Origin of the sequence: Sinomonas albida (genome assembly GCF_004919045.1) — a bacterium.
Classification (GTDB): domain Bacteria; phylum Actinomycetota; class Actinomycetes; order Actinomycetales; family Micrococcaceae; genus Sinomonas; species Sinomonas albida.
Window position 1 is genome coordinate 111,585 of sequence record NZ_SWDW01000003.1, and the last position, 15,461, is coordinate 127,045.

Annotated in this window: 14 protein-coding genes; 3 read left to right on the forward strand and 11 right to left on the reverse strand. The window is 69.7% G+C overall.

The genetic code is table 11. The features are described 5' to 3' along the window. Positions 1–35: 35 nt before the first annotated feature. From E6A26_RS04015 to E6A26_RS04045, 7 genes are read right to left on the reverse strand one after another with little or no spacing between them, the layout of a single operon-like run. Positions 36–884: an HpcH/HpaI aldolase/citrate lyase family protein gene (locus E6A26_RS04015; protein WP_136609907.1), complete on the reverse strand. Its 849-nt coding sequence runs from the start codon at positions 882–884 to the stop codon at positions 36–38. Continuing rightward, complete coding sequence (locus tag E6A26_RS04020) at positions 871–1,410, reverse strand: MaoC family dehydratase (RefSeq protein WP_136609908.1); 540 nt, start codon at positions 1,408–1,410, stop codon at positions 871–873. Before E6A26_RS04020 ends, E6A26_RS04015 begins: the two co-directional genes overlap by 14 nt. After that, positions 1,394–2,098 (reverse strand): CoA transferase subunit B, encoded by a 705-nt coding sequence (locus E6A26_RS04025; RefSeq protein WP_136609909.1) that lies wholly within the window; start codon positions 2,096–2,098, stop codon positions 1,394–1,396. Before E6A26_RS04025 ends, E6A26_RS04020 begins: the two co-directional genes overlap by 17 nt. Continuing rightward, positions 2,098–2,859: a CoA transferase subunit A gene (locus tag E6A26_RS04030; protein ID WP_136609910.1), complete on the reverse strand. Its 762-nt coding sequence runs from the start codon at positions 2,857–2,859 to the stop codon at positions 2,098–2,100. Before E6A26_RS04030 ends, E6A26_RS04025 begins: the two co-directional genes overlap by 1 nt. Before the next feature lie 52 nt (positions 2,860–2,911). Then, on the reverse strand, positions 2,912–4,087 hold the full coding sequence (locus E6A26_RS04035) for an acyl-CoA dehydrogenase family protein (protein ID WP_136609911.1): 1,176 nt from the start codon (positions 4,085–4,087) through the stop codon (positions 2,912–2,914). A gap of 25 nt (positions 4,088–4,112) precedes the next feature. Then, positions 4,113–6,242: an acetyl/propionyl/methylcrotonyl-CoA carboxylase subunit alpha gene (locus E6A26_RS04040; RefSeq protein WP_407695358.1), complete on the reverse strand. Its 2,130-nt coding sequence runs from the start codon at positions 6,240–6,242 to the stop codon at positions 4,113–4,115. Positions 6,243–6,247: 5 nt separating this feature from the next. Next, positions 6,248–7,855 carry a carboxyl transferase domain-containing protein gene (locus E6A26_RS04045; RefSeq protein WP_136609912.1) on the reverse strand — a complete coding sequence of 536 codons (1,608 nt, stop codon included), beginning with the start codon at positions 7,853–7,855 and terminating at the stop codon, positions 6,248–6,250. An 83-nt stretch (positions 7,856–7,938) separates the two neighbouring features. On the opposite strand from E6A26_RS04045, the gene E6A26_RS04050 reads away from it, so the two are divergent. Beyond that, positions 7,939–8,646 (forward strand): TetR/AcrR family transcriptional regulator, encoded by a 708-nt coding sequence (locus E6A26_RS04050; RefSeq protein ID WP_136609913.1) that lies wholly within the window; start codon positions 7,939–7,941, stop codon positions 8,644–8,646. A gap of 64 nt (positions 8,647–8,710) precedes the next feature. Here E6A26_RS04050 and E6A26_RS04055 read toward each other — a convergent pair whose 3' ends face one another. The 3 genes from E6A26_RS04055 to pdhA are packed head-to-tail and all read right to left on the reverse strand — an operon-like array spanning position 8,711 to position 12,488. Beyond that, a complete protein-coding gene (locus E6A26_RS04055) occupies positions 8,711–10,303 on the reverse strand; it encodes a dihydrolipoamide acetyltransferase family protein (protein ID WP_136609914.1) in 1,593 nt (530 codons plus the stop codon). Further along, positions 10,300–11,346: an alpha-ketoacid dehydrogenase subunit beta gene (locus E6A26_RS04060; RefSeq protein ID WP_136609915.1), complete on the reverse strand. Its 1,047-nt coding sequence runs from the start codon at positions 11,344–11,346 to the stop codon at positions 10,300–10,302. Before E6A26_RS04060 ends, E6A26_RS04055 begins: the two co-directional genes overlap by 4 nt. Continuing rightward, complete coding sequence (gene pdhA / locus E6A26_RS04065) at positions 11,346–12,488, reverse strand: pyruvate dehydrogenase (acetyl-transferring) E1 component subunit alpha (RefSeq protein ID WP_136609916.1); 1,143 nt, start codon at positions 12,486–12,488, stop codon at positions 11,346–11,348. Before pdhA ends, E6A26_RS04060 begins: the two co-directional genes overlap by 1 nt. Positions 12,489–12,627: 139 nt before the next feature. On the opposite strand from pdhA, the gene E6A26_RS04070 reads away from it, so the two are divergent. After that, positions 12,628–13,101, forward strand: a complete 474-nt coding sequence (locus tag E6A26_RS04070; protein WP_136610045.1) for an Lrp/AsnC family transcriptional regulator — start codon at positions 12,628–12,630, stop codon at positions 13,099–13,101. Between the two features lie 33 nt (positions 13,102–13,134). Further along, entirely contained in the window at positions 13,135–14,790 is a 1,656-nt protein-coding gene (locus E6A26_RS04075; RefSeq protein ID WP_136609917.1) for a sensor histidine kinase, read from the forward strand. Positions 14,791–14,846: 56 nt separating this feature from the next. On the opposite strand, the gene E6A26_RS04080 is transcribed toward E6A26_RS04075, so the two are convergent. Beyond that, a complete protein-coding gene (locus E6A26_RS04080; RefSeq protein WP_136609918.1) occupies positions 14,847–15,452 on the reverse strand; it encodes a DivIVA domain-containing protein in 606 nt (201 codons plus the stop codon). Positions 15,453–15,461: the final 9 nt, after the last annotated feature.

A 15,461-nucleotide genomic window follows, 5' to 3' on the forward strand; every position in this document is an offset into this window, starting at 1 on the left:
CAAGAATCCTATATCCGATTCTCGGGCCGACTTCGCTAGAGCTCGGCGCTCCGCCCGGCGCGGCGCAGCAGGGCCTCGGCGTGCCGCAGAATGGGCCCGTCGATCATGCGGCCCCGATGCTGGAACACGCCGGTCCCGGCGGCCTCGGACGCCGCAAGGAGCTCGCGCGCGGCGTCGACGGCCTCGGGGGTCGGCTGGTAGGCCTCCCGCACAGGGGCGGCCTGGCTTGGATGGATGCACGCCTTGGCCGCAAAGCCCGAGGCGACGGCGTCCGCGGCCTCGGCCGCGAGCCCGTCGAGGTCCTGGATCGCGGTGTAGACGGCGTCGATCGCCGCCTTGCCTAACGCGCCGGCGGCCAGGAGGACCGTAGACCTCGCGTGCAGCGCGACGGCGCGGTACCCGCCGTCGTCCGCCCGGCTGGACGTCCCGCCCAAGGAGGCCACCAGATCCTCGGCACCCCACATGAGGGCCACGACGTTGGGCTCGGCAGCGATGGCGGCGGCGTTGAGCACGCCGGCTGCGGTCTCGCAGAGGGCGACGACGTCGAAGCCCGCCAGACGCCGCACCTGCGCGGGCGATTCGGCCTTCGCAAGCATGACGGTGCGGTACGGCGTCGCGACGAGCGCGTCCAGATCGAGGTCGAAGTCTGCGGTCGACGCGGCGTTGACCCGCACGATCGTGCGCCGCGGATCGAGCGATGCCGTGGTGAGGTGGTGCCTGGCCGCGGCCTTGGCGTCCGGCGCGACGGCGTCCTCGAGGTCGAGGATGACGGCGTCGGCTCGGTCGGCGGCCTTCCCGAAGCGCTCGGGACGGTCGGCGGGGCAGAACAGCAGGGCCGGGCCCATGCTGAAGGGCGTGGGCCTGCTCGATTCAGACGGCGTCATGGTGTGCTTCCTTGGTCCACATGAGGCACGAGCGCTTCGCCCGCGCAACGACGACGCCGTCCTGGTTGCGGCCAGTGTGCTCCATCGTCACGATCCCCTGACCGGGCCGGGACGAGGAGAGCCGCTTCTCGACGACGACCGTCTCGGTGTAGAGCGTATCGCCGTGGAACACGGGATGCGGGAACGAGACGTCGGTCAGGCCCAGCTGCGCGACGATCGTGCCTTGGGTCAGCTGGGCGACGGACTGCCCCACAACGGTCGCGAGCGTGAACATCGAGTTCACGAGGCGCTGGCCGAACGGCTGGGCCGCGCTCCACGCGGCGTCGAGGTGCAGCGCCTGGGTGTTCATGGTGAGCGTCGTGAAGAGGACGTTGTCCGCCTCCGTCACCGTCCGGCCGGGCCGGTGCGCGTAAACCACACCCTCTTCGAGTTCGTCGAAGTAGAGGCCACGCTGCTCGATGACACGGGGGCCCTCCACGTTGGCGTTTCCGCCGGCTGCCGGCTGCGGATCAGGGCTCATTGTCATGGATCTCCACCTCGAGCTCGGCCGCGGTCGCCGCCACGACCTGCTCCTCCGTCACGCCCGGAGCCAGTTCGCGCAACACCAGCACGGCACCGGTCGCGGTGGCAGGCTCCATCCCCGCCCCCACGAGCCCGCTCCCGGCGTCCCGCACCACGTCGATGACCCCGAGGTCCGTGATGATGCGGTCCACGCAGCCCTTGCCCGTGATCGGCAGGGTGCATTCGGGCAGGATCTTCGGATTCCCGTGCTTGTCCGTGTGGTCCATCATGACGATGAGCCGCTTGGCCCCGAAGACGAGGTCCATGGCGCCGCCCATCCCCTTGACCATCTTTCCGGGGATCATCCAGTTGGCGAGGTCGCCGTTCTGCGACACCTCCATGGCTCCGAGCACCGCAACGTCCACGTGGCCGCCGCGGACCATCCCGAACGACGTCGCCGAGTCGAAGAACGCGGCGCCCTTCTTGACCGTCACGGTCTCCTTGCCGGCGTTGATGAGATCCGGATCGACCTCGGCCTCGACGGGATACGGCCCGGTGCCGAGGATCCCGTTCTCGGAGTGCAGCACGACCTCGACGCCGCTCGGAATGTAGTTCGGAATGAGCGTCGGCATCCCGATCCCGAGGTTCACGTACTGGCCGTTGGTGAGCTCCTGCGCGACGCGGGCCGCGAGCTCGTTGCGGTTCCACGGCATTACTGGGCCACCGTCCTCTTCTCGATCCGCTTCTCCCCCAGCGGGCTGTCCGCCGGCACGTGCACTACGCGTTGGACGAAGATCCCCGGCGTGTGGATGTGCTCGGGGTCCAGCTCGCCGGGCTCCACGAGCTCCTCGACCTCGGCGATCGTGATCCTCCCCGCCATCGCACACAGCGGATTGAAGTTCATGGCCGTCTCATGGAACACGAGATTGCCGTGCCGGTCTCCCTTGAGGGCGTGGACCAGGCCGAAGTCCGGCGTGAGCGACTCCTCGAGAACGTAGTCGGCGCCGTGGAAGGCGCGCACCTCCTTCGGCGAGGAGGCCTTCACGACGTTCCCTTCGGCGTCGTACTTCTGCGGAAGGCCGCCCTCGGAGACCTGGGTGCCCACCCCTGCCGACGTGTAGAAGGCGGGAATCCCGGCTCCGCCAGCGCGGAGCTTCTCGGCGAGCGTCCCCTGCGGGGTGAGGACGACCTCGAGCTCGCCCGAGAGGAACTGGCGCGCGAACTCCTTGTTCTCTCCCACGTACGAGCTCACGGTCCGGCGGATGCGACCCGAGGACAGGAGGATCCCGAGGCCCCAGTCGTCCACGCCGCAGTTGTTGCTGATGGTCTCGAGGTCTTTCGTGCCCTGCCGGTGCAGGGCGTCGATGAGCCCTACCGGAATGCCGCACAGGCCGAAGCCGCCGACGGCGAGCGAGGCGCCATCCGGGATGTCCGCCACCGCCTCCTCGACGCTGGCCACCACTTTGTCGATCACAGAACCTCCTTATGGCACCGCTTCGTGACCCAGGCTGTTTCCGCGACCTACGCTACAGCCCAAGCTCCCGGGCGATGAGCATGAGCTGCACCTCAGTTGTCCCCTCGCCGACCTCGAGGATCTTCGAGTCCCTGTAGTGGCGCGCGACCGTGAACTCGTTGATGAAGCCGTAGCCGCCGAACACCTGGGTCGCGTCGCGAGCGTTGTCCATCGCCGCCTCGCCGGCGACCATCTTCGCGATCGCGGCCTCGGTCTTGAACGGCTTGCCGGCGAGCATGCGCGCGGCGGCGTCGTAGTAGGCGAGCCGGGCGGTGTGGGCCCGGGCCTGCATACGGGCGATCTTGAATTGAATCCCCTGATACTTGCCGATGTTCGAGCCGAACGCGCTGCGTTCCTTTGCGTACTTCACGGAGAGGTCGACGCAGCCCTGCGCCGCGCCCGTGCCGAGCGCGGCGATCGCGATCCGGCCCTCGTCGAGGATCGACAGGAAGTTCGCGTAGCCGCGGCCCCGCACGCCGAGGAGATTCTCCTCGGGCACGCGCGCGTCCTTGAACGAGAGCGGATGCGTGTCCGACGCGTTCCAGCCCACCTTGTTGTAGGGCTTCTCGGCGCGGAAGCCGGGGGTCCCGGAGGGGACGATGATCGTGGAGATCTCCTTGCGGGTCCGGCCGTCGGGGCGGGTCTCCGTGCCCGTCACCGCGGTCACCGTGACGAACTTGGTGATGTCGGTGCCCGAGTTCGTGATGAATTCCTTCGAGCCGTTGATGACCCACTCTCGCCCCTCGGGACCATCCTCGAGCCGGGCATTCGTCTTCGTGCCGCCCGCGTCTGATCCGGCCTCGGGCTCGGTGAGACCGAAGCCCGCAAGCGCTCGTCCGGCCGCGAGCTCGGGCAGCCACGTCTCGCGCTGCTTGTCGGTGCCGAAGCGGTAGATCGGCATGGCGCCGAGCGACACACCCGCTTCGAGCGTGATCGCGACCGACTGGTCCACGCGGCCCAGCTGCTCGAGCGCGAGGGCGAGGGCGAAGTAGTCGCCGCCCATGCCCCCGAACTCCTCGGGGAACGGGAGCCCGAAGAGGCCCATCTCCCCCATCTGGGAGACGATCTCGTACGGGAAGCTGTGCTCCTCGTCGTGCTTCTGCGAGGCGGGGGCAACGACCTCGTCGGCGAACTCGCGAACGGTCTCGCTGAGCTCCCGGTAATCGTCGTCGAGCTGGAAGTCGACCATGGATGGCTCCTGAAGGTTTCGGGTCTCAGATTTCTGGGGTGGCGGTGGATGCGGGCGTGACAGTCGCGACGACTTGGTCGGCCTTGACGAGCGAGCCGACCGAGATGTGCAGCTGGACGGTCCCCGCGAGCGCGGCGACGAGCTGGTGCTCCATCTTCATCGCCTCGACGCTCACAAGAGGTTGACCGGGCTCGACGGCCTGGCCCGGGGCGACCGCCACGGAGACGACCGTCCCCGGCATGGGCGAGCGCACCTCGGGCGAGGCATCGCCCGCGTGGTGGTGGACGCCGTCGAGCACCCGCTCGAGGCGCTGCGCGCGGTCCAAAACGGGCAGCGCGACGGTCCAGCCGCCGTCGCCCAGGAACAGCGTGCGCCCGTCGCTTCCCCCGCCCACGGCCCATGAGTAGGGGTGCGGCTCGCCGTCGAGCCCGAGCGTCACGCCGTGGCCGACGACGGCGAGGCTCGCCTTGCGCTCCGGGCCCGTATCGACGCTCACGGCCGGCTCGTCCCCACTGTCGGTGCCGTAGTCCTGGGCGCCGGCCACGCGCACCGTGGTCACGCCGCCGTCTGGGGTTCCGAGCGTGACGCGGCGACGCGCGGGGGCGCCGAGGCGCCACGAGTCGGCACGCCAGGGTCCGGCGCCCACCGCGGGATCGCGCAGATGGTCGGCCAGCAGCGCGGCCGCGACGTACTCGGCCTCCCCCGCCTCGCGGAACTCGAGGTGCTCGAGGCGCCGCTCGATGAGCGTCGTGTCGAGGTGGCCCTTCTGGACGTCGGGATCGGCCAAGAGGAGACGCAGATATTCGATGTTCGTCTGGACGCCGAGGATCGTGTACCCGGCGAGCGCGGCGTCGAGCCGCTCGAGCGCCTCCTGGCGATCGCGGCCCCAAGCGATCGCTTTAGACAGCATGGGGTCGAAGTCGGATCCGACCTCGAGCCCGCCCATGAGGGAGCTGTCCACGCGCACGCCCTCCCCCGCGGGCTCGGACAGGAATTCGACCCGGCCCGTCGCGGGAAGGAAGCCCCTTCGCGGAACTTCGGCATACACGCGCGCCTCGATCGCGTGCCCGTCGAGCCGCACGTCCTCCTGCGCGAGCCCGAGCGCCTCGCCGGCCGCAACGCGCAGCTGCTGCTCGACGAGGTCCACCCCCGTGATCATCTCGGTCACGGGGTGCTCGACCTGGAGCCGCGTGTTCATCTCCATGAAGAAGAATTCCTCGGGCGCCTCGTCGCTCACCAGGAACTCGACTGTCCCCGCGCCGACATAGCCGACGCTGCGTGCCGCGTCGCACGCGGCTTTGCCGATCCGCTCGCGCGTCTCGGCGCCGAGCGGCGTGTCGAAGAGCGGCGACGGCGCCTCCTCGATGACCTTCTGGTGCCGCCGCTGGAGGGAGCATTCGCGCTCGCCGAGGTGGATCGTGGTGCCGTGCTGGTCGGCGAGGATCTGGACCTCGATGTGGCGCGGGGCGCGGATGAGCCGCTCGAGGAACAGCGTGTCGTCGCCGAAGGCGGCGGCCGCGACACGGCGAGCGGTCGCGAGGGCGCGCGGGAGCTCGTCCGCAGACTCGACCACGTGCATGCCCTTGCCGCCGCCCCCTGCGGAGGGCTTGATGAGCAGCGGGTACCCCACGCCGTCGGCCGCCTGGACCAGGTCCGAGTCGGTGAGCCCGGGCCTCGCGATGCCCGGAACCACCGGCACGCCGAAGCCCGCGACGTGGTTCTTCGCACGGATCTTGTCCCCCATGACGGTGAGGGCCTCGACGCCCGGCCCCACGAACGCGATTCCGGCCTCCTCGAGCGCCCGGCCGAACGCCTCGTTCTCGCTCAGGAAGCCGTAGCCCGGGTGCACGGCATCCGCGCCGACAGCGCGGCAGGCTGCGACGATCGCGCCGATGTCGAGGTAGCTCTGCACCGCGCTCTGGCGGCCGCCCGACCCGGAGCCGCCACTGGCGCCGAGATGCACCGCCTCGTCGGCCTCCAGCACGTGGCGAGCGCCCGCGTCCGCGTCGCTGTAGACGGCGACGGAGGGAATGCCGAGCCGTCGCAGCGTCCGCATCACGCGGCACGCGATCTCTCCGCGATTCGCCACGAGGACCTTCGCGAAGAGCGGGGCCTGGCCCGGATCGGACAGCGGGGTTTCTTTCACGGAAGTCACTTTCCTCACATCCTGAAGACGCCGAAGGACGTCTCGGGGAGCGGTGCCTGAGCCACGACGTCGAGGGCCATGCCCAGGACCCTCCGGGTGTCGGCGGGGTCGATGACGCCGTCGTCCCAGAGCCGGGCCGTCGAGTAGTAGGGGCTGCCCTGCGCCTCGTACTGAGCCTTGATGGGCGCCTTGAACGAGTCCTCCTCCTCGACCGGCCATTCCTCGCCGCGCCCCTCGAGTTGCTCGCGCTTGACCGTTGCGAGGACGCTCGCGGCCTGATTCCCGCCCATGACGGAGATGCGGCTCGCGGGCCACATCCAGAGGAAGCGCGGCGAGTAGGCCCGCCCGCACATCGAGTAATTTCCCGCGCCGAACGAGCCGCCGATCACGACCGTGAGCTTGGGGACGCGGGTGGTCGCCACAGCGGTGACCATCTTGGCGCCGTGCTTCGCGATGCCGCCGCGCTCGTAGTCGCGGCCCACCATGAAGCCCGAGATGTTCTGCAGGAACACGAGCGGGATGCCGCGCTGGTCGCACAGCTCGATGAAATGGGCGCCCTTCATCGCGGACTCCGAGAAGAGCACGCCGTTGTTGGCCACGATCCCCACGGGGTGGCCGTGGATGCGCGCGAAGCCCGTCACGAGCGTCGAGCCATACTCCTTCTTGAACTCGTGGAACGCGCTCGCGTCCACGAGGCGGGCGATGACCTCGCGCACGTCGTACTGGGCGTTCACGTCGGTGGGCACCGCGCCGTAGAGCTCGCCGACCTCGGCCTTCGGCTCGGCGGCCAAGGCGACGTCCCACGGTGCGGCCTGCGGCGGCTGGAGCGTCGCGACGATGCCGCGGACGATCTCGAGCGCGTGCTCGTCGTTCTCGGCAAGATGGTCGGCGACGCCGGAAATCCGCGCGTGGACTTCGCCGCCGCCGAGCTCCTCGGCCGAAACGATCTCGCCGATGGCCGCCTTCACGAGCGGCGGCCCGCCGAGGAAGATCGTGCCCTGGTTGCGCACGATGACCGTCTCGTCGCTCATGGCGGGCACGTACGCGCCGCCCGCCGTGCACGAGCCGAGGACGGCCGCGATCTGCGGGATCTTCGCCGCGGACATCCGGGCCTGGTTGTAGAAGATGCGCCCGAAGTGGTCACGGTCCGGGAAGACCTCGTCCTGCCGCGGCAGGAACGCGCCGCCCGAGTCGACGAGGTAGACGCACGGGAGGCGATTCTCGAGCGCGATCTCCTGGGCCCGGAGGTGCTTCTTGACCGTCATGGGGTAGTACGTGCCGCCCTTGACGGTTGCATCGTTCGAGATCACGAGCACGTGACGGCCGTGGACCAGGCCGATGCCCGCGATGACGCCCGCACCCGGGCTCTCGTCGCCGTACATGCCGTTCGCCGCGAGCGCCGAGATCTCGAGGAAGGGCGAGCCCTCGTCGAGCAGCGCGTCGATGCGCTCACGCGGGAGGAGCTTGCCGCGGGCCACGTGCCGCTCGCGCGAGCGCTGCGGGCCCCCGAGCGCCGTGGCCGCGAGGCGTTCGGCGAGCTCGCCCGCAAGGGCCCGCTGCGCGGCGTCGTTCTCGGCGAATTCGGCGCTTGCCGGATCGACGCGGCTGAGAAGGGTCTCCATCGAGCCTCCGCCTTGGGTTAGTGACGATTAACTGGAATCCAAGTTAGTCTTGATTAACTGTGATGTCCAGCACAGGAGACCTCATGCATGAGATTCCCAGCCCGCGCAGCGAAGCACACAGCCCGCGCAGCGAAGCACACAGCCCGCGCAGCGAAGCGAAGGCCGTCCGCCGCCAGGCGCTCCTCGATGCTGCCGCGGGGCTGTTCGCCGCCCAGGGCTTCGCGGGCGTCTCGCTCGACGATCTGGGCGCCGCCGCCGGCGTGAGCGGCCCTGCGATCTACCGCCATTTCGCGGGCAAGCAGGCCGTCCTCGGGGCGCTCCTCGTGGGGGTGAGCGAGGAGCTGCTCGCGGGCGGGCTCCGAGTCGCCGACGCGGACCAGCGCGCGAACGACGACGGCGCAGCGCAGCGGGGGGCGCAGGGGAACGCGAACGACGACGGCGCCGTCCTCCGCGCGCTGGTCGCCTTCCACGTGGACTTCGCGCTGTCGAAGCCCGAGGTGATCCGGGTCCAGGACCGCGATTTCACGAGCCTCTCCCCCGACGACCGGTCAGCGGTGCGGCGCCTTCAGCGCCGATATGTCGATGTCTGGGCGGGCGCCCTCGCCGGGCTGCACCCAGGCACGACGCCGGCGGAACTCCGCGTCCGCGCCCAGGCGGTCTTCGGACTCATCAACTCGACGCCGCATTCGGTGGGTGGGGCGCAACGCGGCGGGGGTCGTGTCCCCGCCGCGCGCGCCCGCGAACTGCTCAGCGCCATGGCGCTAGCCGCACTCACGGCGCCGGCGCCCTAGCCGCTCCCCGCGAAACGGCTTCCCCCGAAGCCGGGACCCTGGGCCGCTCCGCGAGGGAGTCTGATCACACCATCGCCAGGACCGTGCCGGGATCGGCCATGATGGCGCCGACATCGGCAAGGAACCGCGACCCCTGCTCGCCGTCGACCAGGCGGTGGTCGAAGGAGAGCGAGAGCGTCATGACGTCGCGCAGAGCGACCTCGCCTCGGTATTCCCAGGGCAGTCGGCGCACCTGGCCCATCGCGAGGATGGCCGCCTCGCCGGGGTTGAGGATGGGAGTGCCCGCATCGACGCCGAAGACTCCGATATTCGTGATCGTGATCGTCCCACCCGACAAGTCGGCCGGGCTCGCGTGCCCTTCGCGCGCCGACGTCGCGAGCTGGCTGATGGCGTCAGCAAGCTGCGCGAGTTCCATGGAGTCCGCGTCCTTGACGTTCGGGACCATGAGGCCACGCGGCGTGGCCGCCGCGAAGCCGAGGTTCACGTAGTGGTATTGGACGATCTCCTGCGCTGCCTCGTCCCAGTGCGAGTTGAGCGACGGGCTGCGTCGCAGGGCGATAAGCACTGCCTTCGCGACGAGAGTCATGGGAGTGAGCTTGACGCCCGCGAACGCCTTCGACGCCTTGAGGCGGGCCAGGAGCTCCATCGCCGGGGTGACGTCGACCGTCAGGAATTCGCTGGCGTGCGGCGCCGAGAACGCGCTCGCGACCATGGCCGCGGCGGTGTGCTTGCGCACGCCGCGGATCGGCGTCCGCGTCTCCCGCTCACCACGAACGACGGCGGCGGCCGCTCCCCGCGCTGGCCCACCCTGCTCTGGGCGAACCTGCTCTGGCCCACCTTGCTCCGGCCCAGCCTGCGCGAGTCCTTCCTTGCCGAGCCCGTCCTGCTCAGGCGTGCCGACGCGGCTCAGCACGTCGTCACGGGTCACGAGCCCCCTGGGCCCGGAGCCACGAACCGTGCCGAGATCCACGCCGAGGTCCTTCGCAAGCTTTCGCACGGGCGGGGTCGAGCGCGGGCGCTCCGCTCGCTCGGGCTCCGCCGGCGCAACGGGCTGGGCATCCCGCGGTGCCGGGGCGGCAGCCTGCGACTCCCGGTCGGGCGCGGCCCGGGCCGCGGGCTCGACCGGCGCAGCTGGGGCCGCCTGGGCGGGCGCAGCCGCGGGCTCGTCCGGTACAGCCGGGGCCGTCTGGGCCGGCGCAGCCGCCGTGGGCTCGTCCGGGACAGCCGAGGCCGCCTGGGCAGGCGCAGCCGGGGCCGCCTGCGCGGGGGCCGCCCCGGCCCAGCTGCGCACCTTGCGCGCCGGGCGGCCCGTGCCTTCCGGCATCGCACCGTAGCCCACGAGGTTCGGCTCGCGTTTCGGAGCGCCTCCTCCTGAACCCCCGCCAGGCTCCTGGCCCTCGACCTCGAACTCCGCGATCGGGGCCCCGACCGCGACCACCTGACCCGGTTCCGCGAGGAGCGCCGTGACCTTACCCGTGTAGGGGCTCGGGAGCTCGACGACGGCCTTCGCCGTCTCGACCTCGCCGATCACTTGGTTGAGCTGGACCGTGTCGCCGACCGCGACCCGCCACGCCACGATCTCCGACTCGGTCAGGCCTTCGCCGAGATCCGGCAGTCGGAATTCCCTGGTGTGCGTTCCCACGCTCGCCACGCTCATTCGCCCTCCTCGGTCCCGCTCAGGGAGTTCGGTCGGCCAAGCGCCCGGTCCACTCCGTCGAGGATCCGATCGAGGTCCGGGAGGTGGTGGAACTCGAGCTTCGAGTACGGGTACGGGACGTCGAAGCCCGTGACCCGCACAGGCGCATGCTCGAGGTAGTAGAAGCAGCGCTCGGTGATGCTCGCCGCGATCTCGCCGCCGAGGCCGCCGCTCTGCGAGGCCTCGTGTGCAATGACGAGCCGCCCGGTCTTCCGCACCGACGCCTCGAGCGTCGCGTAGTCGACCGGCGCGAGGGAACGGAGGTCGATGACCTCGACCGACACGCCCTCGTCCGAGGCGGCAACCGCCGCGTCGAGGCACGTCTTGACGAGCGGGCCGTAGGAGACAAGGGTCACGTCGTGGCCCTCGGCCATGACGCGGGCCGATCCCATGCCGAGCCCGTCCGGGGCATCCAGGCCGAACGACTCGTCGACGTCGCCCTTGTCGTGATAGCGGCGCTTCGGCTCGAAGAACACGACCGGGTCGTCGCACGCGATGGCCTGCTGGATCATCGAATACGCGTCCTGCGGGTTGGAGACCGCCATAACCCGCAGGCCGGCCGTGTGCGCGAAGTACGCCTCGGGCGATTCCGAGTGGTGCTCGGGCGACCCGATGCCACCGCCGAACGGGATGCGAATGGTCAGCGGGACCTTGACCCGGCCCAGAGTCCGGAAGTGGAGCTTCGCCACCTGGGCCACGATCTGATCGAACGCGGGATACACGAAGCCGTCGAACTGGATCTCGACCACCGGCCGGTATCCGCGGTAGGCCATGCCGATCGCCGTTCCCATGATCCCGGACTCGGCGAGCGGCGTGTCGATGACCCGGTGAGCCCCGAAATCCTTCTGGAGACCGTCCGTGATACGGAAGACGCCGCCGAGCTTTCCGATGTCCTCGCCCATGAGCACGACCTTGGAGTCGCGCTCCATGGCGCGGCGGAGGCCGGCGTTGAGGGCCTTGGCGAACGTCATCTGCGACGTGTTCGGGGCTGTCTGCTCAGTCATCAGTGCCCTCCTTCTGCATGTGCTCCGGCGAGGCCGGACTGATAGCGCTCGTAGTGGTCACGCTGCCGCTCGAGCACGGCGTGGGGTCCGGCATAGACGTGGGCGAACACGTCCTCGGGTGCCGGGTCCGGCATGTGGATCGTGGCCTCACGCAGCTCTGCGCCGACCTTGTCGGCCTTCGCGGCGACCCGCGCGCGCACCTCGTCGTCGAGCAGGCCCCGGCTCTCGAGGTAGCGCTCGAGCCGCGCGATCGGATCGCGCTCCTTCCAGTCCTCGAGTTCGTTGGCGTCCCGGTACCTGGTGGGGTCGTCCGCCGTCGTATGCGGGCCCATGCGGTAGGTGACTGCCTCGATGTAGGAGGGGCCATTCCCGGAGCGGGCTCGCTCCAGGGCCTCGCGCGTCGCGGCGAGGCAGGCGAGCACGTCGTTGCCGTCGACGCGGACGCTGGGGATGCCGAAGCCCGGAGCGCGGAGCGCAATCGGCACATGGGCCTGCAGCCCGACCGGCTCCGAGATGGCCCACTGGTTGTTCTGGCAGAAGAAGACGACGGGCGCCTGATAGCTCGCGGCAAACACCATCGACTCGTTGACATCGCCCTGGCTCGTCGCGCCGTCGCCGAAATAGGTGACGACAGCGGTCTCGGCGCCGTCGAACTGGACTCCCATCGCGTAGCCCACGGCGTGCAGCGTGTGGGCGCCGATCACCACTTGGGACGGTGCCATGTTGAATTCGTAGGGGTCCCAGCCCGAGTGGGCGTTGCCGCGCCATTGGCGGACCAAGTCCGGCAGGGCGACGCCCCGCACGTACGCGACGCCGATCTCCCGATAGCTGGGGAAGATGAAATCGTCGGCCGCAACGGCCCGCGCCGAGCCCACCTGTGCGGCCTCTTGGCCGACGAACGGGGGCCAGAGGCCCAATTGTCCCTGCCGCTGGAGGGCGGTGCCCTCCGCGTCGACACGGCGGGCGACGACCATGTCCTCGTACAGCGAGACGAGAAGCTGGGCGCCGTCGTCGCCTTCGACGTCGGCTAGGTAACGGTCGTACCGCTCGTGGCGGTGCCGAGCGCCATCAGGCGAGAGTAGCTGGATCGGCGACCCGTCGTCGCCGGCGGTCATGTGATACGTGGACACTTCGGTTCGCATCCCTATCTGCTCGCGGGAGGCCTGTAGGCCCCCGGGTTAATGTGACGATACTCACAACGAACAGGGGGTACAACCAACCGCGCCGAAACTGAGCAGGATGCCCTATTCGGCGGTGCGCTACCGTGCTAATCTGCGCATCATGCACCCCGTGGATGCCACCGACACCCGAATCTTGCGCGCTCTCGCCGTCGACCCGCGCAGAACCGTCGTGGCGCTCGCCCAAGAGCTGGGCCTCTCGCGCAATACGGTTCAGGCACGCCTGTCCCGCCTCGAGCAGCACGCGTTCCTCGCCTTCGACCGCCGCATCAACCCGGCCTCCCTCGGATATCCACTCCTTGCGTTCATCACGGTGCATGTCCAACAGCGCAAGCTCGGCCCCATCACGGAGGCGATCGCCCAGATCCCGGAAGTGCTCGAGGGGCACGGCCTGACGGGCACCGCGGACCTCCTGCTCCGCGTCGTCGCCGTCGACGCCGAGGACCTGTTCCGGATCAACGGCAAGATCCTCGCGTGCGACGGTGTCGAACGGACCGACACGGCTCTCGCCATGGGAGAGCTCGTTCCGTTCCGCATGGACCCGCTCCTCGAACGGGGTCCGCGGCCAGCCGGTTAGGGACATGACCGTTCTTGTCACAGAATTGGGGTCATGGACGTCGTCTTGGATGTCATGCTCCTTGGCCAACGCCGCTTTCATGAACTGAGCCTGCGGGCCCAGGTCGTCTTGAGGCAGCTGCCGCTCAACCTCACGATGATCCTGGTGTGCGGGATCTCCGTGCTCTCGGACACGTCCGACTTCGCGGACCTCGGATTCGTGGCCAGCCAGCTGCTGGCGCTGGCCCTTCTGGGTGCCTGCGCGGCGGTTCCGTGGGATCGACTTCCCTACTGGTCCTTCCTCGTCATCCCGGTGCTGGACTTCTATCCGATCGCGCTGCTCAGATTCTCCGACAACGACCTGCTGCCCGGACTCGGCCTCCTGGCGGTCTTTCCCGTGATGTGGCTCGCGGGCTCGGGCTACCGGCCACGCGGCGCGGTCGCCTTCGGAACGATCTCGACCCTCCTCATGGTCTGGGTCCCCCACTTCCTCGACGGAACGGCGAACGTCAGCACGCTCTCGTCCGAGCTCCTCACGCCGTTCACGATGCTCACGGTCGGGGTGGCCACGTCGGTCAGCGCTCTGAGCAGCAGCGCCCAGCGCCGCCAGATCGCGGAGCTGCTCGATCGCAGCGAGACGCGCCAGCAGCTCCTCGAGACGATCGTCGACACGGTCGATGTCGGGGTCGTCGTCGTCGATACCGCTGGGGAGATCCTGCTCATGAATGCCCGGCAGCAGGAGCTGCACCGTGCTGCCCTTCCCGACGGCGCCGATACGGCGCGCGAGCCCGAGCTGCTGGTCTTCGCAGACGGATCCGACAAACTCGTCCCGAGCGAGCGACGCCCTGCCGCGCGGGCCGTGGCCGGCGAGACGATCACGCACGAGCTATTCCGGCTCGGAACCGGGCAACGGTCCCGAACCGTGTCCGTCTCTGCTCGACCGTTCCGCGACGCGGGCGGAGAGATGATGGGATCGGCCTTGGCCTTCTCCGACGTCACCGACGTGGTCGCGGCCGTGCGTGCCCGCGACACGTTCCTCGCGGCAATGTCGCACGAGTTCCGGACACCGCTCACGAGTCTCCTCGGCTACGCCGAGCTGCTCCACGACGACCCTTCACTGAGCCCCGCCGCCCGCTCCGACACACTCGTCATGGCCCGCAATGCACGGCACCTCAACAAGATGGTGGACGACATCTTGGCCGCCGCAACGCCCGGCGCCACGGAGACGCACCAGCCCAGCGCCATGGACCTCGCCCAGCTCGTCCGCGACGCCGTGGACTCGGCGTCGCCGGATGCGGCGCGCCGTGACATCACCATCCACCTCACGGCCGACGGCGAGCTGCCGGTGTACGGCGACCGCACCGGATTCGTGCGCCTCCTCGACAATCTCATCTCGAACGCGCTCAAGTACTCGAGCGACGGCACGGCCGTCACACTCAGGACAGGGCGGGAGGGACGCTGGGCCGTCTTCTCGGTCTCTGACCAGGGCATCGGGATTCCCCCGGAGGATCTGCCGCGCATCTTCACGCGATTCCAGCGGAGCTCGGCCGCGGTGCGCTCGGGCATCCCTGGGACCGGGCTCGGCCTCGCTTTGGCGCGCGAGGTGGCGGTGCGGCACGGCGGAGACCTCGAGTGCGAGAGCGAGCTCGGCGTGGGGAGCACGTTCACGCTGCGCCTGCCGTTGCGGATCGGCGCGGCGGAACGACGTTAGGCGGGGAGCGCTGCGCCTCGACCAGTCCGCCCGGCCGGCGGGCAGGGTGGGCGCGGTCAGGCGATCTTGGCGATGAGCTCCACGCAGCGGTCGAGGAACGCGTCCACCTGCGTCTCCTCGTAGCCGTCGCGGCCAGTCACGGTCCGGAAGACGGCCGTCCGGACGTCGTCGGCGCTCATGACGGCGTCATGCTCAAGGTAGTTGAGAAGCCTGTGGCACAGATCGTCGACGTCACGCGGGTTGTAGCTCGGGGCGCCGTTCTTCGACGGACGGCGGAACCGGTCGCCGTCGGGCCGGAGGAGCCGCGCACGGAGCACGCTCGCAAGGTGGCCGACCTCATGCAGCCACGCGTCCTCGCCCTCGCGGTCGATGAGCTCGTCACGCTCGCGCCGCGCCAGGGCATCCTCGAGCCGATCGAGCGCGGCGTCGACCTGGCCCGCGTCGTAGCCGCCGCGCACGGCGTCGAACGCCACGCTGCGCACCTGATGGCTCGTCACTGGCTCGGCTGAGGACGTATTGCGCAGGTAGGCCCGAGCGGCCTCCATGAACTTCTCGACCTGCTTCGGGCTGTACCCGAGATCGCCTCGGCCCACGCGATTGAACCCAGCCGCGGCTCCCGAACCATTGCGCGCCACAGTGCCTCCGTCCTCGTTGTCAAACATTATCTTGCA

Bases quoted from the DNA above. Each gene is read 5' to 3' on its own strand.
- E6A26_RS04015 (WP_136609907.1), bottom strand. From the start codon at position 884: ATGACGCCGTCTGAATCGAGCAGGCCCACGCCCTTCAGCATGGGCCCG.
- pdhA (WP_136609916.1), bottom strand. From the start codon at position 12,488: ATGCGAACCGAAGTGTCCACGTATCACATGACCGCCGGCGACGACGGG.
- E6A26_RS04035 (WP_136609911.1), bottom strand. From the start codon at position 4,087: ATGGTCGACTTCCAGCTCGACGACGATTACCGGGAGCTCAGCGAGACC.
- E6A26_RS04080 (WP_136609918.1), bottom strand. From the start codon at position 15,452: ATGTTTGACAACGAGGACGGAGGCACTGTGGCGCGCAATGGTTCGGGA.
- E6A26_RS04060 (WP_136609915.1), bottom strand. From the start codon at position 11,346: ATGACTGAGCAGACAGCCCCGAACACGTCGCAGATGACGTTCGCCAAG.
- E6A26_RS04075 (WP_136609917.1), top strand. From the start codon at position 13,135: ATGGACGTCGTCTTGGATGTCATGCTCCTTGGCCAACGCCGCTTTCAT.
- E6A26_RS04050 (WP_136609913.1), top strand. From the start codon at position 7,939: ATGCATGAGATTCCCAGCCCGCGCAGCGAAGCACACAGCCCGCGCAGC.
- E6A26_RS04055 (WP_136609914.1), bottom strand. From the start codon at position 10,303: ATGAGCGTGGCGAGCGTGGGAACGCACACCAGGGAATTCCGACTGCCG.
- E6A26_RS04025 (WP_136609909.1), bottom strand. From the start codon at position 2,098: ATGCCGTGGAACCGCAACGAGCTCGCGGCCCGCGTCGCGCAGGAGCTC.
- E6A26_RS04070 (WP_136610045.1), top strand. From the start codon at position 12,628: ATGCACCCCGTGGATGCCACCGACACCCGAATCTTGCGCGCTCTCGCC.
- E6A26_RS04045 (WP_136609912.1), bottom strand. From the start codon at position 7,855: ATGGAGACCCTTCTCAGCCGCGTCGATCCGGCAAGCGCCGAATTCGCC.
- E6A26_RS04020 (WP_136609908.1), bottom strand. From the start codon at position 1,410: ATGACAATGAGCCCTGATCCGCAGCCGGCAGCCGGCGGAAACGCCAAC.